Annotated in this window: 15 protein-coding genes and 1 other annotated feature; of the genes, 1 reads left to right on the top strand and 14 read right to left on the bottom strand. The window is 48.0% G+C overall.

All coding sequences use genetic code 11. The features are described 5' to 3' along the window. Positions 1-102: 102 nt before the first annotated feature. The 13 genes from nhaC to BJP58_RS00570 form a co-directional block, all read right to left on the bottom strand. Positions 103-1,479, bottom strand: coding sequence for a Na+/H+ antiporter NhaC (gene nhaC, locus BJP58_RS00630; RefSeq protein ID WP_194542348.1), 1,377 nt, complete (start codon positions 1,477-1,479; stop codon positions 103-105). A 230-nt stretch (positions 1,480-1,709) separates the two neighbouring features. Continuing rightward, positions 1,710-2,795 carry an aspartate-semialdehyde dehydrogenase gene (gene asd / locus BJP58_RS00625; protein ID WP_194542347.1) on the bottom strand — a complete coding sequence of 362 codons (1,086 nt, stop codon included), beginning with the start codon at positions 2,793-2,795 and terminating at the stop codon, positions 1,710-1,712. A 198-nt stretch (positions 2,796-2,993) separates the two neighbouring features. Then, positions 2,994-3,258, bottom strand: a binding site (T-box leader). Between the two features lie 112 nt (positions 3,259-3,370). After that, positions 3,371-3,874 carry a hypothetical protein gene (locus BJP58_RS00620; RefSeq protein ID WP_194542346.1) on the bottom strand — a complete coding sequence of 168 codons (504 nt, stop codon included), beginning with the start codon at positions 3,872-3,874 and terminating at the stop codon, positions 3,371-3,373. A gap of 125 nt (positions 3,875-3,999) precedes the next feature. Then, positions 4,000-4,650, bottom strand: a complete 651-nt coding sequence (locus tag BJP58_RS00615) for a phosphatase PAP2 family protein (RefSeq protein ID WP_194542345.1) — start codon at positions 4,648-4,650, stop codon at positions 4,000-4,002. Positions 4,651-4,975: 325 nt separating this feature from the next. After that, positions 4,976-6,574: an amidohydrolase gene (locus BJP58_RS00610; protein WP_194542344.1), complete on the bottom strand. Its 1,599-nt coding sequence runs from the start codon at positions 6,572-6,574 to the stop codon at positions 4,976-4,978. A 130-nt stretch (positions 6,575-6,704) separates the two neighbouring features. Continuing rightward, entirely contained in the window at positions 6,705-7,937 is a 1,233-nt protein-coding gene (locus BJP58_RS00605) for an RICIN domain-containing protein (RefSeq protein WP_194544759.1), read from the bottom strand. A 436-nt stretch (positions 7,938-8,373) separates the two neighbouring features. After that, positions 8,374-8,802, bottom strand: a complete 429-nt coding sequence (locus tag BJP58_RS00600) for a VOC family protein (protein WP_374198242.1) — start codon at positions 8,800-8,802, stop codon at positions 8,374-8,376. 93 nt (positions 8,803-8,895) lie between these two features. Continuing rightward, complete coding sequence (locus BJP58_RS00595) at positions 8,896-10,233, bottom strand: AraC family transcriptional regulator (protein WP_194542342.1); 1,338 nt, start codon at positions 10,231-10,233, stop codon at positions 8,896-8,898. 124 nt (positions 10,234-10,357) lie between these two features. Then, positions 10,358-10,762, bottom strand: a complete 405-nt coding sequence (locus tag BJP58_RS00590; protein WP_194542341.1) for an alpha/beta fold hydrolase — start codon at positions 10,760-10,762, stop codon at positions 10,358-10,360. A gap of 21 nt (positions 10,763-10,783) precedes the next feature. Then, a complete protein-coding gene (locus BJP58_RS00585; protein WP_194542340.1) occupies positions 10,784-13,168 on the bottom strand; it encodes a polyprenyl synthetase family protein in 2,385 nt (794 codons plus the stop codon). A 93-nt stretch (positions 13,169-13,261) separates the two neighbouring features. Further along, positions 13,262-14,047 carry an alpha/beta hydrolase gene (locus BJP58_RS00580; protein ID WP_336245434.1) on the bottom strand — a complete coding sequence of 262 codons (786 nt, stop codon included), beginning with the start codon at positions 14,045-14,047 and terminating at the stop codon, positions 13,262-13,264. 122 nt (positions 14,048-14,169) lie between these two features. After that, positions 14,170-17,649 carry a glycoside hydrolase family 2 TIM barrel-domain containing protein gene (locus BJP58_RS00575; protein WP_194542339.1) on the bottom strand — a complete coding sequence of 1,160 codons (3,480 nt, stop codon included), beginning with the start codon at positions 17,647-17,649 and terminating at the stop codon, positions 14,170-14,172. Positions 17,650-17,920: 271 nt separating this feature from the next. Then, positions 17,921-18,334: a YugN-like family protein gene (locus BJP58_RS00570; RefSeq protein WP_113058021.1), complete on the bottom strand. Its 414-nt coding sequence runs from the start codon at positions 18,332-18,334 to the stop codon at positions 17,921-17,923. 493 nt (positions 18,335-18,827) lie between these two features. Here BJP58_RS00570 and BJP58_RS00565 point away from each other — a divergent pair, with 493 nt between their 5' ends. Further along, on the top strand, positions 18,828-20,618 hold the full coding sequence (locus BJP58_RS00565; RefSeq protein WP_194542338.1) for a hypothetical protein: 1,791 nt from the start codon (positions 18,828-18,830) through the stop codon (positions 20,616-20,618). Positions 20,619-20,799: 181 nt separating this feature from the next. Here BJP58_RS00565 and BJP58_RS00560 read toward each other — a convergent pair whose 3' ends face one another. Continuing rightward, positions 20,800-21,150, bottom strand: a complete 351-nt coding sequence (locus tag BJP58_RS00560) for a DUF2512 family protein (protein ID WP_194542337.1) — start codon at positions 21,148-21,150, stop codon at positions 20,800-20,802. Positions 21,151-21,193 lie beyond the last annotated feature (43 nt).

Genomic DNA, 21,193 nt, shown 5'->3' with positions numbered 1-21,193 from the left:
TCGAAGAACAGGCTGGGTCTAAATCGCTTTAATCAAAAAGACCCTGTCTCCCCTATCCGGGAGGCAAGGTCAAACAGAGGATCCATGTTTATTCGGTTATCCTTAGATCTTCCTGCCCAGCGAGTTCCGCTGTAATCGCGGTATCAAGGCATAGGCAAATGTAAAGAGCGGGCTTAACCACAAGAAAGTTGCATACGGCGCATATTCAATGACCGGAATTCCAAGCGTAGCAGCGAAGAAGGCACCGCTTACCCCCCATGGAATCAGCGGGTTAACAAGCGTACCGCAATCCTCCAATGTACGGGACAACGTCTTCGCCGGAAGATCTCGGCGGACATATTCCTCCTTGAACATTTGACCAGGCAAAAGGATCGATAAATACTGCTCACCTGTCATGCCATTGACCGCAATCGCAGACGCCCCGGTCATCAGAACGATACTGCTCTTCCGCTTCAGCGGCTGCATGACTTTGCGGAAGAAGGCTTCAATGACGCCGCAATGCTGAAGCAGCCCTCCCAAGGATAACGCAATCAATATCAGCGATACGGACCCCATCATCGATTGCAATCCGCCGCGGTTGACAATGGAAGCAACGGTCTCGTTGGCGATCGTGCTCTTGTAACCGCTCTGCATGACGCTGAACCAGACATCGACTGCCGTCTGCTGTTGAACGAAGGCCGTTACGATGAGTCCGGTAACAATGCCGACAATGATCGTAGGGAGGATCGGAATCCGCTTGACGGAACAGGCAATGACCGCAATCGGCGATAGCAACGTTAGCCAATGAATATGGAATCCGTCATTCAGCGCAGCCTTGATTTGAATTATCGATGTTAAATCCAGGCTATTCGCCGTTGGTGCCAGCAGGAAAAAGATCGTTGTCACGATCAGGGCCGGCACCGTAGTGTACATCATGTTGCCAATGTGGGTGAACAAGGATATGCCGGCGACCGCCGGAGCAAAGTTCGTTGTGTCGGACAGCGGCGACATTTTATCCCCAAAGCAAGCTCCGCAGATCACCGCTCCTGCTGCCAGTGCCGGAGAAATCCCGGTCGTTACAGCAATCCCCATGAAGGCAACGCCAACCGTACTGACCGTCGTGAAAGAGCTCCCGGTAAACATCGACACCACGATGGTCACGTATAACGCACTCACGGCAAAATAATGCGGTTCAATATAATCCATTCCATAGTATAAAATGGTCGGGACGGTGCCGCTCATCATCCATACCGCAATCAGAATGCCGATGAGCGAAAGGATGAGAATCGGCATAATCGCCGTTTGAATGCCTTGAATGATTGCGGATTCCAGATGCTTCCAGGAAAACCCGAACAACCGCAGCAAGGAGGCGATACCCACGGTTGTTGCCAGAAGCGGTATATGCGGCTCTGCCTTAAGAAGAAAGATAGAGACAAACAGTACTGCCAGTATAAACACAATAAGAATGATGCTTTTTGAGAAACTGAGATGTCGTTCCATGGTGCTAAGACTCCTTAAACTTGGTCATGACAGGGCTTCTTCCCGTCCACTTGACTATCTAGATGAACTTTTTTGCTTTTATGCTTTTCGGCTTCTTTGCTTTTTTGCATTGAAGCGCGAATTACACTATATACGATAAACACGAACTTCGTCAATGTACGAACCATGAACAATGACCACAAAAAGGCGACTGCATCAAGCAGTCGCCTTTTTCTTAATGAGTATAGTTATTATTTCGCTTGAATGTAACCTTCGGCTTTCAGCAGTTCAGCGATCAGAACAGCTCCGCCAGCCGCGCCGCGCAGCGTATTATGCGAGAGTCCTACGAATTTGTAATCGTAGAGGGAATCCTCACGCAATCTGCCCACCGATACGCCCATGCCGCGCTCGATGTCACGGTCCAGTTTCGTCTGCGGGCGATTCTCTTCCTCGAAATACGTAATGAACTGCTTCGGCGCACTTGGAAGATTCAGCTCTTGCGGTCTTCCCTTAAACTGCTGCCAGCGGTCCAGAATTTCATCCTTCGAAGGCTTGTTCTCGAACGATGCAAATACGGTAGCTAAGTGACCATCGGTTACGGGTACGCGAATGCATTGCGTCGTAATCAATGGCGATTGGGCTTTCACGATCTCACCGTTCACGACGCTGCCCCATATGCGCAGCGGCTCCTGCTCGCTCTTCTCTTCCTCCCCGCCGATATACGGTATCACATTGTCCAGCATATCCGGCCAATCGGTGAAGTTCTTACCGGCACCGGAAATCGCCTGATAGGTGGAGGCAACAACCTGGGTGGGTTTGTAATCAAGCAAAGCGTGAAGCGCCGGTACATAACTCTGAATGGAGCAATTCGGCTTCACGGCAATGAAACCGGTTGTCGTTCCCAGACGTTTGCGCTGCGCGGCAATCACGTCAATATGACCCGGATTAATTTCCGGAATGACCATTGGAACGTCAGGCGTCCAGCGATGGGCGGAATTGTTGGAAATGACGGGCGTCCCCGTTTTGGCATAAGCTTCTTCCAATGCCTGTATCTCATTCTTCTTCATATCAACCGCGCAAAGTACAAAATCAACCTCTTCCGCTACCTGTTCCACTTGTGAAGCATCCTGCACAAAGATGCCTTTCACCTGCTCGGGAATTGGCGTGGCAAGCTTCCAGCGGCCCTGAACCGACTCTTCATACGTTTTGCCGGCTGAGTTTTTGCTGGCAGAAATGGAAGTGACTTCGAACCATGGATGCCCATCCAGCAGTTGCATAAAACGTTGACCGACCATACCCGTTCCACCGACAATACCGACTTTAAGTTTTTCAGACATTCGTTACTCATATCCTTTCAATAGTGGCGTCATGTTTCCCATACATCGACTTTGATCTACCGTACGGACAAAAGCATGCAGTAAATGAGCTTCTTCTAGATAACTATTCAATCCGGCGTGATTCGTGTAGGTACCCTACCTTGAACCATCATATTTCTTTTGATATAACAAAAAAATCCCACCCCCAAGACCATAAGTCTTAGGGACGAGATTGTTATACTCGCGGTACCACCCCAAATTTGCCAATATGTCACCATATTCGCCTCATCGAGTACGGCATTACACGGTAATGCAGATACTCTAGCTCTATAACAGGAGCTCCTGGCACACCATCCGCCTCTCAATGAGGGTTCCATGTGCTGCTCTGAGTCTTTTTTCAATAAAGAACGCTTTGCCCCTTTTCAGCTGCCGGAGCTCTCTGTACAAGAATTCGTTTATTTACTCGTCTCTTCATCGCATTTGTTATGATTATTATATATAAAACCATTTCGGCGGTAAACCTTATTTATTAAATTTTCGGAAAACTCGGCTGATTTCATGAGCTGTTCCATCGATGCACACCTGTCGGAACCATTTTATGGCTGAAGTCGCAGTGCCTCCAGTTCCATTTCCCGGCGGATCGCCATTTCCATCCTCGTTCTTAATACTATGTATTGATTCACCATCGGGTGATCGTATCCCAAAACATGTTGGATCCGGCCTATCATGGAATCATCTTCATACTCGTTGCTCCATTGAAACAACTGCGCGTAGAGATCGGAGAACCGCTCATTATTCGTCGCAGCAAAACGGGGAGGATGAAGATCATCAATCAGCTTCACTTCCATCAAATCATGCAGCACCTGCAGGCTGTGAACAATTAACGCCTCTACCTCTAACGTCTCACCTTTATGTAAATCCAGCCGCATGATATCCTTCATATCGAAATAAGGCTCCTCTGCAAACAGTCGGAATAAGGCGGCTGCGTCATTCCGGTCACCATACAGGGAAGTGATCCGGCAGTATGATGCCAGAATCGTTCCATCCATCCTGGGATTGTTCTTGAAATCTCTGATGAGCTTTTCGGTGTTCCGAATCATTCTTATGGCTTCTCCTGTAACATGATGATGACATTTTTTCCTATAAACGCGGCTTTTATCGTTCGATTTCGTACACAATGCTTGCAAGTTAAACGGCTTTCGGTCTATCCGGACTTTCATTGCTCCTACATATTCTCCCCGTGGACGATAACTCCCCGGTTTTTAGCACGGTGTCCTATAGATAATTTCCCTACCCCAAACCACAAAATCTCAACTAGTGCGATGGCACCCGCCACGTCCAGCAGGACATGCTGTTTCACGAATAGCGTGGACACAATGATCGACCAAGCAAAGATATGCACCGCCACCCGATCTTTATTCGTAAAGCCTGCACTAGCTGCTGCCCCTTTTATCATCAAGTAGCTGGTCAGAACATGGATGCTTGGGAAACAGTTGTACGGATTGTCGGTGCTGTACACCAGATTTACCAACCGGTCAAGAACCCCTGTGCCTACAAGCAGCGGCCGCTCTACCGTCGTCTGGAACAAGAAAAAGATAATGTAACACGCGATGAGTCCAATACACTGGGTCAACAGTGTTCGATAATATACATTTCGGTCTCTGGAACAGAACAGAAACAGCATAATAATGATAAAAGGGTACCATACCAGATACGGTATAATGAATATCGGTACAAACGGAATTGCAGAGTCAAGATCCGTCATTAAGCTTTTTACCGGCGTATGTGCATGGTTCAATATCCCATAAAAAATGTTAAGCACAGGAATGGCCAGGATCCATAACAGCGGGAGATATGTCTTCCATTTTAAGTTCATTGGCTTCCTCCCTTCTTCGACTCTTCAGTCTCTTTAAATATATGAAACAACGACGCAATTGCGCCTGTTTTTCACACTAACCAACGATGTAGCCGTTATATCCCATGGTTTGAATGTTTATCCGGATAACCCACATGTTCTCTAATCTCCACTAAGGTTTTGCTTAAGATCATCCCCTCATGCTGTACGACGATTTTGCCGGCAACTTCACAATATACCATGTCGTCAAGTAAGGCTCAAGTCGATAACCCATCTCTGTGTCATTAAAAATCATCCATAAATACAAATCGAGCAAGTCCTTTGCTGGACTGCTCGATTGGATAAGTTACTGCGTATAACCGATTTCCCCGTTCACAATCGTCATTCTGATCTTCGTCTTCAGCAGTTCATCCGGATCCATAGCATCATGCAAGCAACGATCCACAACGGTAAAATCAGCATATTTCCCTATTGCTATCGTTCCCCGCTGCCCTGATTCTCCGGCCGCCTTGGCACCACCGATCGTAAACAATTCAATCGCTTCCGTTAAGCTCAGCTTTTCCTCCGGCATATATCCATCATGTCTCTCATCCGGCTTCCGTCTCGTCATTGCAGCATGAATCCCGAGCAGCGGGCTTAGCGGCTCTATGGGAGCATCGCTTCCTCCGGAACAAGGCAGTCCGGAGCGCAGCCACTTCTTCCACGCATACAAATAGCTTGTCCGATCAGGGCCCACACGCTCCAACACCCAAGGGAAATCGCTGGCTACAAACCGGGGCTGCAGGTCAACGGCCAGATTCAGCTTACTCATTCGCTTCACCGTATCCGGGTGTACAATTTGGGCATGGATAAATCGGTCCGGAAGTTTCGAATCCCGACTTAATGGATAAAGTTCAAGCACATCCGTCATCAACGCTGCCGCGCCGTCCCCAATCGCATGAAAAGCAACGGGAAAGCCCAGATGACGCGCTCTGCCAACGATTTCCCTTAGCTCCTCTAAAGTATGCATAGCCAGCCCCCTAGTATGAGGCGCATCATGGTAGGGATCCTTCAGCAGCGCCGTTCTTCCGCCAACCGCCCCGTCCGCGAATAATTTGACGGCCCCAATACGGTTCCAATCGTTGCCGCTGCCCGGCTTAAGGCCCAGCTCTTTCATTTCATCAAGATAACCATGAAACATCAGCTGATGGGTACGAAAGTGCAGTCCCTCCTCTCTTAGCTCTCTATGAATCCGCTGCATTGCTTCCACACTTCCAAGCAAGCGGAGATCCTCCGTATGAGCTGCCGTAAGGCCTAAACGCAGCGCATCACGGCACGCCTCCAGCATCGCTAATTTCAGGCTGGCGGGATCAGGCTCCGGCTGCACCATGGCAAAAGGTATCGATGCATTCTCGTAAATGCGGCCGTTTAACCGGCCATCGGCATCCCGGCCGAAAGCGCCGGACTCCGGATCTGGCGTGTCTGATGTAACACCCGCTCTTCGGAAGGCTTCCGAATTACCCAGGTAAGCATGGAAGCAGGTCCTGGTTAGATAGACTGGATGTTCCGTTGTCATGTCGTCGAGTTCCTGCATGCTCGGAATCTGACGGTCTGGAAAGTTATGTTCATTCCAGTTCAACCCCATGATCCACTCGCCAGGCTGCGTAACCGCGACCCTTTCCCTAAGCATAGCCAGCATCTCTTCCTTAGAGGTCGCCTCAGTGAAATCAAGCATGCCAAGCTTCAGTCCATGCATACCGAGATGCATATGCGCATCGACCAGGCCAGGTAAAACGAAGGCGCCATCCCAATCCACCGTTCGATACTTCCGATCCGCCAGCTGAAGTCGCAGGTCGGCTGCGCTTCCAATAGCACGAATGATTCCGTCTTCCACAAATATCGAATCCGCTGTTGAAGCGCTATGGGGTAAAAAGAGATTTCCGTTCGTAAAAAGAACTGGTTGCATGTTTCCTGATTCCTCCGGATTTTTCCATCCATTATACCAAACGGGCATGCAGCTCGTCAGCCGGAACAGGAATAAGCCAACCTTCTTCATAACCAAACAAGCAGCCCCTTACGGAGCTGCTTGTCCAAGTTTAGTTAATTTTGGTGAACATCCATTTCTGCGCATCCGTACCATTATCCGTCCACTGCTGGACAACCGCCCCATCTGCTGTGGACGCACTGGCTACATCGACTGCCAGTCCGCTTACTTTGGACACAAGTTTGTAATAGCCTCCGCCAACATCAACGATTCTCCATCGCTGCGCATTCGATCCATTATCGTCCCATTGCTGCAGCTGAACGCCGGTGGCTGTGGACGAATTCGGCACATCAAGAACCTTTCCGCTGTGCACGGCTGTGAGCTTGTAGTACCCGTCTCCGGTGCTTTCTACCCTGAATCTTTGATTATTGGCAACGTAGTTGGTCCACTGCTGAATCTTGGCTCCCCTTGCCATGGAGACATCCACAACATCCATCACTTTGCCGCTCGCCTTGGAAGCGATCGTGTAAATCCCATCACTGATCACGTTCGATGCACCACTGTCTTGATACACGCGTACATAATCCACCAGCATCTGCGATGGGAACGGCGTGGAATTGTTCGGACTTCCAGGCCAATTTCCGCCGACTGCCAAATTCAATAATAGAAAGAACGGGCGCTGGAATTCCTCGGTATTGCCGGTTCCATTCTCAATATAGAATTCATTGAACTGCTGACCGTCTACAAACCAACGAATATATTTGGAATCCCACTCTATGCTGTAGACATGGAACTGGGAGAAATCCAAATTGCCGGATACTCGTCCATATTCGGCATGCCCTCCTGCATCCCAGTGTACGGTACCATTCACGTAAGGATTATGGTTTACCCGTTCCATAATGTCAATTTCTCCGCTTTTCGGCCAGCCGATCGAACTGATATTGCTTCCCAGCATCCAGAACGCCGGCCATAGACCTTGACCCGATGGCAGCTTGATCCGCGCCTCTACTTTCCCGTAAGTAAAGCTCTTCAAATCCTGGGTTTTGATCCGGGCAGAAGTGTAATTCATCCCGCCGTAGGATTCCTTCTGCGCTGTAATAACAAGGTTACCGCCAGTTACCTGAACATTCTGTGCCCGGTCGGTATAATACTGCAGCTCATTGTTTCCCCATCCGCCGCTGCCGGTACCGATTTCCGGTGTCCAATTGGCTCTGTTGAGCGAGGTCCCATTGAACTCGTCACTCCATACCAAATTCCAGTTCGGTGCGGCATTGACTTTGTTGACAGGCATTAGAACGACCAGAAGACTGAACAGTATAACGACACTTATTCCTTTTCTTAGCATCATGTTCCCTCCTAATTATGATCGAATTAAAGGCTTCATGGATACCTGTGCACCTCATAGCTGTTCTTCTAGCGAACCGTCTACTAAGCTTCGTGTCACCTCTCTTTCTCGTTCTCTATGATTTGCCATGCAACCAATCTATGATGGTAAATCCACTTGTTGTTCGAGGACATTACGTAAAATAATGCGCTTACATTTCCATTATAGGTTCATTATATACCACTATCAACCTCAATTTATATTTTTTTACATTTATATCAGTACTCCATAGTTCCTATCCTATCAAAAAAGCCGGTGCAAGCCCCGGCCTAGAGTCCCTTCAATATCTACCTTTTACTACCACCAATGTTTTTTTCAGTGAATGGAACATTCCCAAGCTCGACGTACCCTTTTTACGTAAATCGCAATCTTATCTATGGTTTCAAAATCGGGTTACTTATTCACGACATATCATAAGTTTGTTTCCATCGGGATCCTTTATGACGAACCAATGATGATGTTCAATTTCCGTCACGAGCTCTACTCCGAGCTTTTTCATGTAAGCTAACGATCCTTCCAGATCTTCTGTCAGCAGCATGAACGCAGGAGTATCGATAGATGGGGCTCCCCCCGGCTGATCTCCTCCCCACTTCGGCATGGTATCCAGAATCACGCCCGTTCCTTCCATGGGCAAAGGGCATAAATGACCATTCATCACCTGGCAATCATCTTCCGCTATTCCGAGTACACGGCAGTACCAGCTGCGCGACCTTTCGATATCCCGAACCGGGATGAATATGCTGCCCACTTTGTTCTTAATCGGACTTACCTCTGCATAGTTGAGATTATCACGCACTTCGCTCATATTTTTGCCTCCATGTATCATTTTTAACACGCGTGGTGTCGTAAACGGACGATACCCCTCCGGCTGCACTCTTTCGATAGGCAATCGGCCCATGAACTCCCTCCATTCTTATGCTCATGACATGATTTGAACAGGAACATAACACTTCACTCTGATCATCCCGAGATCCGCCTCTTCTTTAGGCAAATAACTCGCATACCAAAAGCGTCCTGGATCCGGCCTATACTCGGTTGACATATCGAGCCATCGATCCACTCTTTCAAGTACACCTGTCATCGTGCCAGCGGCACCTGACTCCAGACAAGCATACATTCCGCCTTCCAGCTCAACTTGTAGATCTGCTTCTTCACAGGAAGGAAGAAAATCCTCAGGAGGAGCTATATAAACCTCATAAACAGAGCCTTCATCCAGCAGTCCACCGTCACAGTGCATGAATATGCGGATTCGCGAATCTTCCATCAATCCATTACGGCATAACCAGGCAATGGAAGCTTCATCCGCTTGTTTGACGCAATTTATACCCGTCCTTCGAAAGCGCATCACCTTAAGCGAAGACAACTGCACGATTTCAATAGGTTTCACCAGCTTGCTTCGTTCCACCGGAAGATAAAGCTTCATCCGAACAATTTGATCCCGGTTCAGCGCATATTCTTCAATGAACTCATGCTTTCCTTGCTCAAACACACTGCGGGGCAGCCACTCGGAGAACAAACGGTTCCAGGTGTTTTGAATACTGTCTTCCGCTACCGACGGCGTTCGGGCCACTGCATACAATCCACCCGCAAGCGTCAGGGAATAAAGTTCCGAATGCTTCATCATCTCGGCTTGCTCCATCGTGCCTACAGCCAGCAGTTGATAACCGAAGGGCTTGGTTTCACCTTCCATGTCCACGTTCCAACCGAAGAGCCTCAGCCCATTGAGATCGATACGGTGTGATGACAACCGTTCGCGAAAATGATCGATCGCAGCGGTCTCTATACCCTCCTCATACTCGGAAACGAAGAGATGGCCGATCCCTTGCTGAGGATTCAGACGGATGACCCTTACTTCAGGAAATCGTTCTGATAAGGCCCGTTCTTCCAAATAGCTTACATGCTCTTTCAGATTCATCCGTTCGAAGCTGTAAACCACCTGAGATCTTCGATATTGTCCTGGAGTCTGTCCCGTGAGTCTCTTGAAGGTTTTAATGAATGTCGGATACGACTCAAATCCGCAGCGGTACCCGATATCGATGGTCGGCAAGTCGCTATTTCGCAAGCAGTTGGCGGCTTCGTTGATTCTGCGTTTACGTATGTATTCTTTAATGGGGTGTCCCGTCAGGCTATGAAACAAACGGTATAAATTGGGCAGCGACATGGCCGCCACGTCGGCAATCCCCTCAAGTGTCAGTGATTCCGTCAGATGATCCTCGATATAATCAATGGCGCGTTGAACGATTTCACCGCTCTGCATTTCAAATCCTGTTGCCCCCTATCAAGTTGGATTGGCTATGAGGTCATCATACCAAATTCCTTGCAGCAAGAACTGTACTTTTTTATCAAAAAAACAATCTCGCTTTTATTCTTCTCCACTTTAACTACTTGTAAAGAAAGCTTGAGAGTAATGGCAGCAACCATTCCGGATCCGGCATATGATCTTGGCCCTCTAGAATCGTTTTTTTGGCGTTTGGAATAGCTCGGCTTAGCTGCTTCCCAACCTCCAGCATGGATTCAGGACTTTGTTCGCCAACCACGATACTAACCGGCGTGCTCAGACGGGGCGTTCTTTCAATCGGCGACAGGTCGCTGGCTAAAAGCGTATCATAGGGCTTATTGTATCTATAGGGAATACGCTGTGTTTCTTCTGAATTGCTGCTTTTGCACAATATCATCCTTGTAACACGCATGCAGCAAGCATGGCTTAAACCAATGCCATAACCAAAAAAAGTGCTGGCATTCACGCCAACACTTCCTCTCGGGATATTTTTCTCATGATTGAACATTAACAATTTAATAGAAGCAATTTAACGATCTCGATTTACCATGTAATTTAATAAATGCTTGAGAAACGCCGAATTGCGCGGCATCTCCTGCAGCGCCTCCATAGCCAGGCAATAATGCTCCCACATTTCCCGACTGGCGCCTTCCTGACCCAAAATGCTCACAAAGGTCGATGTATTATTCTCCGCATCCTGTCCTCCGGGTTTCCCGAGCTGCTCCATATCGCCCTGCACATCAAGCAAATCATCCTGAATCTGAAAGGCAATGCCCGCATGGTAGGCGAATTTCTTCAATGTCGCAATTTCGGTCTCCTTCACCTGAGCGAGGATGGCAGGCATGACGAGAGATGCCTCGAAGGCAATGCCCGTCTTGTAATAACATACCGTATTCAGCTCCTCCAAAGACAATGCCTTCCCTTTTGAATTCAAATCCATCGCCTGGCCCGAACACATATCTCCCGCTCGCTGAGACGAATATTGAATCAGCTTTAATACCGTCTGGGGATCAAACCCATCAAGGGACGATTGTTCTTCGATAGCCTTCTGAATCAGGAACAAACCGGTGATTTCCGCCGTGGCGCTATCATGAACCCGATGCAGGGTCGGTCGTCCTCTACGGGTAGAGGCGTTATCCTGAGACGGCAAATCATCGAATATTAAGGAAGCGGTGTGCATGTATTCAAGCGACCTTAGCAGCGGCACGATGGCGGAAGCTTGCAAACCGTATTCGTTGACCGCCATAACCCAAGTCAAGATAGGTCTTAGACGTTTGCCGTCCCCATCGAGCGTATAATTGGCGGCGTCAATCAGCGACTCTTTCATGGGTGGAATGCCAAGGGGCTTTGCGATTTGCAAGCTGTTGTTAATCTCATTTCGAACGGTTTTAATGGTATCGATAAAATAATCCTTTTCCTTCCGCTCGTTTCGGAGCACCGTAACCATCTGGTCCCGCAGCAACTTATCGAAGAAATCCACCTGATCGGCTGTTCGAACCATTTGCTGGACAAGCCGATTGAATTCCGGGTTACCGGATGCAAAAATATCCATGATTTCGTTATATTTCTCAGCACCGACCCGTTCCTTACAACGCTTCAGGCCGTTAATGGCCCGGTCCAGCATCACCTCTCGCGTCTTGGCGTCCGAATGATACACCCCATGAATCAGATGGGAAATAACCGCCCAGTACATTTCAAAAGGATTGATAAGATCCGTACGCTGACCGCGATATTTTAAATAGTACGTATACGGGGTTACCGCCCCGTCTTCCATATCCTGAAACATATCGGCAAAATCATCGGCCAGCTGGTTGTAGATACCGTAGAAGAAGGTCCGGTCCTCAAAGCCTTCATCCGCCGAAGCGCTGATAACGGAACGGACGATCAAGCGGGAGGACGATGATTTCAGGATGATTGGCAGATATAATTCCTCGTTACTGTAATTGGGATTGCCCAGATCCTTAATGCGGTCAATATGCTGGGAATGAAAAAACACATTAGACTGCTCGAAAAAAGCATGCTGCGTTTCCGGGCGTTGGTGTCCCTGAATATACTCAAATGCATCCCGAAGTTCCTTATGAACGAATTGAACGAGATCCATGTTCTTCCCGCTCCACTGCCCAAGCTCCGGTACCGTTCCAGTAAGGAGCGCCTGACGTATCATCTGGGAGTACTGTTCCTTCTCTTGAGCGTTAAGTACCCTTGAATCGAGCAGATCGTCTATAAAAGGATAGGTCAACCCATAGGAATATCCCAGCCGGATAGCATCATCAAGGCGGGCTGAGCGCTCCGCAGGCGATGTCTCGACATTCATATCCTCGATGACGTGCATAACAACGCCTACGATAATTTTAATCAATTTGCGTTGAGCTTGGTCCGCATCCATCTCCTCCGGGATATGGGTCGCCACGAGCTTCAGTTTGTTAATGACCCAAATCACGGCATTCTCGATGCCTTCCTTCTGGGCCCATCGGTACAGCCCGGCCAAACTCATGTAATCCGGCGTACCTCCACCGTTCCTATTGTTCGAGCGAAGCAGAAGTTTCTTGGTATCTTGGGCAACGCGCCGAATTCGGGCCTTCGTGTCAGGCGAATTCAGGTCCATCCCCAGGTCTCTCATATAAATATAGGAAATGCTTCGATCCAAGTAATTATCCAATTCACCTGTATAATGAAGCCAGCCGATATATTTATGATAATCCCGGCTATCCGGTTTCTTCTTTCCGCGCGATAAAAAAGACAGCCATGAAGGACGATGAATATGCTTCCTTTTCCATATTAGAATGTCCTCTGTCAGGATCGGCACATAACTCTTTTCCTTAACCTGTACATAAAGTGATGCAAAATACTGAGCTGCCTTCTGCTCAGCCCGCCGATATCCCGTATCGGCATAGTCTGTATACGCCACATTCATATGATGGAATCCCTCAACTTCTTTAAGTGTTTAACATGTACCCATGTTTATAACCTATATACGTAGAAGTTTCAATCGGGTTACATTTCAGTTTCAGCGTTGAAACGAATCGAGTCCCTGGATCCAGAGGTCCATGGCTTCCGTCACTTCGATCAACTGCTCTGCTGGGGTTAAGGAAGCTTCGTTGTCTCCCTTTTGGAAACCGTAAGAACCGAATTGTCCGTGATTGCCGCCCGCAATATCCACGTATGTCGTATCGTTCGGCAGGTTCTTTCTTGCAGCTTCCCACTCGGTTCGATCAAGAACGCCATCCTGCGTACCGGTGATTTGAAGCGCGGACATATTCAACCCGTTTAGCTTGCCTCCATCATCCGCGTAGGATGCCATGAAGTAAACCCCATCAATGACATCCGCATGTTCAGCAGCATATCTCGTAGCAAAAACCCCGCCTAAGGAATGCCCGCCAATGACATAACGTCTGTCTTGATGCTCCGATATGAAGGAATCCGCTTTATTCTGTCCGAAGAAGGCGAGATTCAAAGGCATGGATGCAATATATACGCGGTGCCCCTTCTCCGCCATTCTCTTGGCAAAAGGCGCATAACTTTCAGGCTCCACCAATCCACCCGGATAAAAAATAATGTCAGGCTGGGTCATCTCCCCGCCCACCGGCTCGAAACGATAGCCGTCCTTGAGGTGTTCGACAACTACTTTCGTATCACTTTGAAACACCGCTTTCGCTTCATCGAGCGGTTTGTAAGTAAGAGAATCCAGTAGAACACTAGCTGCTATGGTAATAATGACTAATATAGACAGGGTCCATATGACAATCCTGCGCCCTCTTTTACTCCTCGGGTTATTGGTTTGCTTCATTTCCATCACGGTCCCTTCCATCCAGGTATGTCGATCATTTAATTATACCGCAGGGTTAATTAAAATCCTATCGATCCGTTCAGATGGACCTTACCTCAATTCCTAACAAAAGAAGGCTGCCGATTGGATCAGCAGCCTTGAGTCACCCCTTGTATTATGAAACCGGATCGTACAAACCGGAACCAGCCAAAATCAAACTGGCTTCCCGGCAGGAAGATGAACGTCACCTTCTGTTTGCCGTTCACATGCTCCAGATCGAACACTTGCTCTTCGTATCCATCAGTTTGCGTAAATTCAACAAGCTGATTGCTTTCTCCCGCCGAATTGGCAAACCGGATATGAATCGTGTTTTTATCTATGGCCGAGCGCCCGTACACAATCAGTTTTGAAGTGCCTGCTTCTGAGAAATCCATTAGGTCAAACTCGAGGGAAACATTATTTCCTATACCTTCAACAGCCTTGTCATCCATAATCGTAAAGCTATCTCCGTAGATTCGATCACCATCTGCGGCATAATGCTGCTCGAAGGCCCGATTCCCCGCTTGAAAATAAAACCCTTTGATGTGCACCTTCTGGCGCAGGACAAAGCATATTGACGTGATGCCGCGCAGCTTCTTGGATAGCCGGTAGGTTTCTTCCTGATACACGTTCCACTTGGACTCTTTCTGATAAGTGCAGTCGGCCAGCAAGGAGCTGCCCTCCTCACCAGGCATGCCTTCCCAGATTTGCAGCGAGTACGCTTCGCTTGAGAGTGCAAATATCGGAATGGTGATCGTATCGGAGCCATGGGGACCGAAATCGATGTCCCGAAATCCGACTTGCGTCTCGCCGTCTCTGCTCGTAGCTACGCCTCTTTCGTTCCCGTTTCCCACATCACCTTGACTGTAATCATACAGTCCTGCGGAGATGAAGGAGTATGCGTCTTTGTAGGCCGCACCCAAACCGTCAACTTGAAATTCAAGCTGGGAGATGAGCTTGGTTTTATCCGTCCCGTTCCGACTCGTACATCTCAAACGAAACTCACCGTCGCCAAGAGCAGTTACGATGGCTTCATGGCCATCCGCTTCCACGCTGGCGATATTGGATTCAATGCCGGCATCATTCACGACAGCCCATTCAACCTCTTGATAAGAGGTCTCCGGTGGATGTAACAGTGCACGCACCACCATTTCCCGATTGGACGGATGAAATGATTGACCTCCTTCGCTGATCAGTTCAATCTTGCGAAGCGGAAGCTCGAGCATGTTCCCCGTGAGGCACGGCCCCTCTTCGTTATTCATGCTTGCCGATATGCCCTTTGTCAATTCATCCTGCGCAGGGATGGATGTCAGATGTAGGCATCGGCTCTCCAAACCATTGGAAGACACTTCGATTCGAATTGGGCCAGGCTCCAATGTGGCTCCGATGATTGCCATCAGCTTGCCGCTGAACAATCTTCGGCTCCGGCCTTTGTACGGATCGTAATCCGTGCTGTCTCCGTTATCGAGTCCAAGCAACCGCCCGGCACCCGTCACATGCACCTCTACCCGGTTATTCGCGTTCTCGACGGAATGGCCGTCCTCATCCTCCATCGCAATTTCCAGGAAGATGAGGTCTGTTCCATCGGCTGTTAATTCTTCTTTATCCGGGCACAAAACAATACGCTTGGCATCGCCAAAAGAGGTTCTTGTATCCTCAGCCACGATACGGCCAGCTTCGTCATAAGCGATCGCTTTCAATTCGCCTTTTGCATAAGGAATCTTCCACCAACCCACCAGCTGTCTTCCGTGTGCATGGTCAATATCATGCGTACCGATGGTTTCCCCATTCAGCTGCAGCTCGACGCTTGGCGCATTGGAACAGATGCGAACATCGATCATTTGGCCGTCGTTGAAATCCCAGTATGGCAGCAGATGCACCATGGGTTTCGTTTTGTAATCCGTCCAGGCTGCTTGATAGATATAATAAGAATCTTTCTTGAAGGTTGCCGTATCGATCTGTCCGAAATAAGAGTTTTTGGTATGATACGGCGTAGGTTCTCCAATATAATCGAATCCGGTCCATATAAACTGTCCCAGCGAGAAGGGCATATCTCGCTCTGCCAGAATGCAGGCCTCCGCCGATTTCGCCCCCCAACTGGTCGAGCTGTTTCCAAGGGAGGAACACTGCTCGTCGTCATCGGCCAGAATGGACTTTTCAAACGGGAAATGATAGATGCCTCGGCTTTGTACGACCGATGCGGTCTCGCTGCCATAGATGATCCAATCCGGATGTGCCTGATGATGCTTCTCGTAATACTTCTCGGCATAGTTATAACCTGCCACCTTTACGATATCGGCACATAACTGAGCGTTATCCCAAGGCATATAATTCGACCCGATGGTAACGCTTGCATTTTGCTTGGGATCGTATCTTTGGACCTCCGCCATCAGCATTCTTGTTATTTCCTGCCCCCTCTCATCCGCATGGGTATCATATATTTCATTCCCGATGCTCCACATGATAAGGGACGGATGGTTCCGATCCCGTTTGACCCAGCTCTTCACGTCGCGCTGAACCCAATCCGGGAAAAATCTTGCATAATCATAAGGGGTTTTCGGTCTTTCCCACATATCAAAGGCTTCCGATACGATCAGCAGCCCCATTTCATCCGCAAGATCCATCCATTCCTTCGCAGGCATATTGTGAGCGGTGCGGATCGCATTAACCCCCATGTCTTTCAGAATAGCAAACCTTCTGGCTAAGGCCGTTTTGTTAAACGCTGCACCCAGAGCTCCGAGATCATGATGCTCGCATACGCCGTTCAATTTCAGTTTGCGGCCGTTCAGAAGGAACCCCTGATTCGAATCAAGCTGAATATGGCGGAATCCCACGTTGTGCGATACCGATTCTACCATTTCATCGTACTGGTCAGTCGGAAGATCCATTCCAGTCACCCGCATCTCGGTAACCAACTGATACAGATGAGGTTCATCAGGGCTCCAGAGCCATGGACGCTCAACAGCTATCGTTTGTGTATTCGTTAAATTGCCAGTGCTGCTAGCGTTGACGCAATTGGACACCTCTGCGATCCTCTGACCATCCTTCAGGAGCGTATGGTTGATGACCACATCATCTACGATATTCATTTCTGTGTCGACTTCGACCAACCATTCATTTTCCTGACATTTTGTTGATATATAAATGCCGTCTGTTGCGATATGGTTCGCTTCCCTTATCTTTAACCACACATTACGATAGATGCCCGCTCCCGAATACCACCGGCTGTTCGGACTTTGAAACACAACCTTCACAACGATGTCATTCTCCCCTTCTGCCAGGAAATCCGTGATTTCGTGTTCGAAGGAGGAATAGCCATACTTCCATTCACCCACGCAATGACCATTGACATAGACGGAAGAATCCATATACACCCCGTCAAAACACAGCAGAACCTGAGCTCCATCGCCATTCCACGTCCATTGCTTCCGGTACCAGCCTATGCTGTTTTCATATAAATTCTCCGTGTTATAAATAAGCCAATCATGGGGAATATCCACGGGTTGGAATTTCAGATTCGCCGAATCCGTATGATCAAGACTGCTTTTTGCAAATGTCCATCCATCATTAAATAATGTTTTTTTGTTCATGGGTGGGTATCACCTTCTTCATTTATTTAATTGATCCAAGTTGGCACATATTGAAGCCAGTTTCTCCAACTATATCAGGATGTTTTAACATTGAGCCCGCTTTTACGAAAATACTTAATTTTTCAAAGGATATTCTTTAATCCCCTATTCTGTTCACTCATACAAAAAAGGAGCCCTTTGACCGCAGCAAACGTCAGAGCTCCTTGCTTATTATGATGTAACTATAAAAAAAGAGATCAAGCAAACTTGATCTCCTCGTTAGCGCCGAGTATCAGTGCAAGTACCCTGTCTCCACTTCATCCAAGACTTTTCGTGCTTGTTCAATCCACATCTCGTCCACCGATGCGTCAGGGTCGATCGGAGCCTGGAATTGATCAAAGAGTGCTCCTAATAAACGAGGTGCTGCATGCTTGTCGGTTCCCGTATTGTATATATGTCTAAATACGAATGGACGGCCGAGCTTTATCGTAGCATGACAACCGCCGCATTCGCCATCCAGGCTGCCTTTGGTGACCAGAAAAGGGATCCGAAGCCACACCATCCGCTCCTGATCCAAGCGCCTGTCCAGATAACCATGCTTATAATCCCAATTGCCGGCTAACGTAAACTCATGTTTACATAGATAGGTGTCTATATTCACAAAACGGTCTTCGATATTCTCCAATCTCGATTCCAAATTAATCATGTGCGCCCACCCTTATGTTTTTAGTCCTAGGATGGACTTGAATGCCAAACGGTATACGGGAATGCTTTTCGAAATCAACATTACGATTCATTTCCATATGATAAAATCTTACTTACCACCTCTACTAGGTGCTCCTCTCCCTTAAATTACTAGCCGCTATGATGAAAGCATTAGAATCTCCTTCATAACCCATAAATTTAATGATGCTCTTCATTATAAACAGTGACACTAGGCCATATAGAAGCCAAAAACACAACTTTCTTCCTGAGTAGTTAGCCTTAATCTTGTTTAAATTCATATAATTTATATAATTTAGTTATATTTTTCCAAATATATCATAGTTCCTTTTAAACCGATCATTTGTTCGATCTATTGCTTGCCACCTGTCCCGTAAGAACAAGGTCTCATCTTTTTTTGAGGCATCAATGCTATAATAACCCCGTTTACTAAATAGAGAATACGTGGAGTTCTCGTAGAGAAACGGAGGGAAAACATGAAAGTAAAAGGTTACCCGATGCTTGCCGGCCTGTTGGCTGTCATGCTTCTGGTGGGGCTTCAAACCCCGGCTTATGGAGAAAATGCTACAACAAAAGCAACTTGGATCTGGCAGACGGATCTGATTCAGGATGGCGGCGAAGAACTGCTTGATTTTTCCCGGGAAGAAGGAATTAATCTAATCTTCCTACAGATTGATCGTCAAATGCCGTTCGAAGTTTACGAGGCATTTATACAGCGTGCGCATGAGAATCAAATTGCTGTGCATGCTTTAGGAGGAGATCCAAGATGGGCCCTCACCGAACATCGGGAGGATATGCTCGGACTCGCCGATTGGGTGATCAACTATAACGGCAAGGTTTCGGCCGGCGCCCGATTTGACGGCATTCATCTTGATATAGAGCCGTATGTACTTGCCCAGTGGGAGGATGAGCAGGACATAATCATCAGCACCTGGGAACAAAATCTTATGGTGTTCCTGAATCAAGTATCCGGGAGCGACCTGGAGCTCGGAATTGACATCCCCTTCTGGTTTGATCAATACACTCTGAGTAATGGAACCAGTCTGAATGAATGGCTGATCGGTACATTTGACCATGTTACCGTTATGGCCTATCGGAACGAAGTAGAATCCGAGCATGGCATTCTGAACCTGACGCGAGATGAGCTTGAGCTTGCCAACAGGCTTGGCAAGCAGATTCTTATCGGGGTTAACACGAAGGAAATGCCGGGTGAGCCTCACACCAGCTTTTATGGACATGGTAAGGAAAGAATGAACGCCAAATTGGAACATCTGTCCAGCGCGCTCGGTTCATATGCTTCCTTTGCCGGGATCGCTATCCACGATATTCGCAACTGGCAAAACATGTCTAATGATGGGAGCGTGCCGCCAGACGATAAGGACCCTACTTCCCCATCACCGGCCCCCGATCCGAATCCTGAACCGGGAGAAGGCGATCGCGTGCCCAATGCTGATCCCGTTACACGGGACTCTATCGTAAGAGGCACATATATATGGGAAGCCCATGAAGTAATTCAAAACAGTCAGGAAATTCTTGATTTTGCGAAAGAGAAAAACTTGAACTGGCTCTATGTAAGGCTGGACCTGGAGCAACCGTACAGTTCGTACTCGTCGTTTGTTAAACAAGCGGCTGCAGCCGGAATCGAGGTCCATGCCATGGGTGGCCATCCGATATGGGCACTTGAGGAGAACCGGCCCAGAATGATGCGATTGGTCAATTATGTGAAGAACTACAATCGCGCTGTGGAAGGCAATGAGCGCTTTCATGGCATTCATTTGGACATTGAGCCTTATGTGCTGCCTGCATGGAGGGAAAATTCGCAGCAGGTTATTTCCGAATGGACCGCGAATCTGGATGCCTTTGTTACGGAATTGAAAAAAGATTCCAATCTGGAAGCAAGCATGGATATGGCCGTGTGGCTGGATAAATACAAAGTTCCCGGACAAGATATGTCACTCAGCAAGTGGATGATCAACCGAATGGACCATGTTTCTCTCATGGCCTTCCGGGATGCAGCGGAAGGATCGAACGGGATTGTCGCCGTAGCTAAGGAAGAGATCGCATTTGCCGATGAGCTGGGCAAACCGATCAAGATTTCCGTAGAAATCAAAGCCAGCCATGAAGGCGATCATATTACCTTCTATGAAGAAGGAGCAGCTTACATGGAGGAAGAGCTTGCCAAGCTGCCTGATTTACTGAAGGATTCACCTTCCTTTACCGGTAGCGTGGTGCATGCGTATGCTTACTGGAAAAATGCCAAGCCTTAAGAGGTAAAAAATAAAAATAACCCCATCGCTCTCGAATGAGCAATGGGGTTATTTTATTCTTCGGGCTCGCTTTACGATATGCTCGGTAGACTCATAGAATAGACATATAGGCAAACAAAAAAGCCTGATATCTCAGGCTTTATCGTATACGCACATTTATCGATATGAGGTTTTGCCGTGGTTACGAGGCCCGCCGTCTCTTTTCAAACAAATGCTCGCCCCTGAGCCACATATGATACAAATACTCAAAGCTTCCTGCAAGTACTGCAATCAGCAGGACCTCCGAGAAATCGATAGTCCAGTTTGCAACTCCACCGATGACCCACAGCATCACAAATACTAAGCCGGCATCCGCAATCGTTGCCATCATATTGCTGGTTCGGGGCAGAATATATAAATCCCCCACCAAATAAGCGACGATGCCAATGCCTAATGCCGTCAAGACAGCGCCTGTGAACGAAGCATCGGTAAGTGCAACCAGCAGTGCCGTAATCAAGACTCCATGCACCAACAACTTAACAAGCAGTTTCATAAGCGATACACTCCTTTTGCGGTAGTGTATCCCTTTTGCGTAT

Origin of the sequence: Paenibacillus sp. JZ16 (assembly GCF_015326965.1) — a bacterium.
GTDB lineage: Bacteria > Bacillota > Bacilli > Paenibacillales > Paenibacillaceae > Paenibacillus_AQ.
This window is presented reverse-complemented; position numbering and strand designations above follow the sequence as displayed.

Excerpts from the sequence above, each read along its gene's own strand:
- BJP58_RS00570 (WP_113058021.1), bottom strand. The coding sequence starts at position 18,334 with ATGATTAATTTGGAATCGAGATTGGAGAATATCGAAGACCGTTTTGTG.
- BJP58_RS00575 (WP_194542339.1), bottom strand. The coding sequence starts at position 17,649 with ATGAACAAAAAAACATTATTTAATGATGGATGGACATTTGCAAAAAGC.
- BJP58_RS00615 (WP_194542345.1), bottom strand. The coding sequence starts at position 4,650 with ATGAACTTAAAATGGAAGACATATCTCCCGCTGTTATGGATCCTGGCC.
- BJP58_RS00600 (WP_374198242.1), bottom strand. The coding sequence starts at position 8,802 with ATGATACATGGAGGCAAAAATATGAGCGAAGTGCGTGATAATCTCAAC.
- BJP58_RS00605 (WP_194544759.1), bottom strand. The coding sequence starts at position 7,937 with ATGCTAAGAAAAGGAATAAGTGTCGTTATACTGTTCAGTCTTCTGGTC.
- BJP58_RS00590 (WP_194542341.1), bottom strand. The coding sequence starts at position 10,762 with ATGTTCAATCATGAGAAAAATATCCCGAGAGGAAGTGTTGGCGTGAAT.
- asd (WP_194542347.1), bottom strand. The coding sequence starts at position 2,795 with ATGTCTGAAAAACTTAAAGTCGGTATTGTCGGTGGAACGGGTATGGTC.
- nhaC (WP_194542348.1), bottom strand. The coding sequence starts at position 1,479 with ATGGAACGACATCTCAGTTTCTCAAAAAGCATCATTCTTATTGTGTTT.
- BJP58_RS00595 (WP_194542342.1), bottom strand. The coding sequence starts at position 10,233 with ATGCAGAGCGGTGAAATCGTTCAACGCGCCATTGATTATATCGAGGAT.
- BJP58_RS00620 (WP_194542346.1), bottom strand. The coding sequence starts at position 3,874 with ATGATTCGGAACACCGAAAAGCTCATCAGAGATTTCAAGAACAATCCC.
- BJP58_RS00580 (WP_336245434.1), bottom strand. The coding sequence starts at position 14,047 with ATGGAAATGAAGCAAACCAATAACCCGAGGAGTAAAAGAGGGCGCAGG.
- BJP58_RS00585 (WP_194542340.1), bottom strand. The coding sequence starts at position 13,168 with ATGAATGTGGCGTATACAGACTATGCCGATACGGGATATCGGCGGGCT.
- BJP58_RS00560 (WP_194542337.1), bottom strand. The coding sequence starts at position 21,150 with ATGAAACTGCTTGTTAAGTTGTTGGTGCATGGAGTCTTGATTACGGCA.
- BJP58_RS00610 (WP_194542344.1), bottom strand. The coding sequence starts at position 6,574 with ATGCAACCAGTTCTTTTTACGAACGGAAATCTCTTTTTACCCCATAGC.
- BJP58_RS00565 (WP_194542338.1), top strand. The coding sequence starts at position 18,828 with ATGAAAGTAAAAGGTTACCCGATGCTTGCCGGCCTGTTGGCTGTCATG.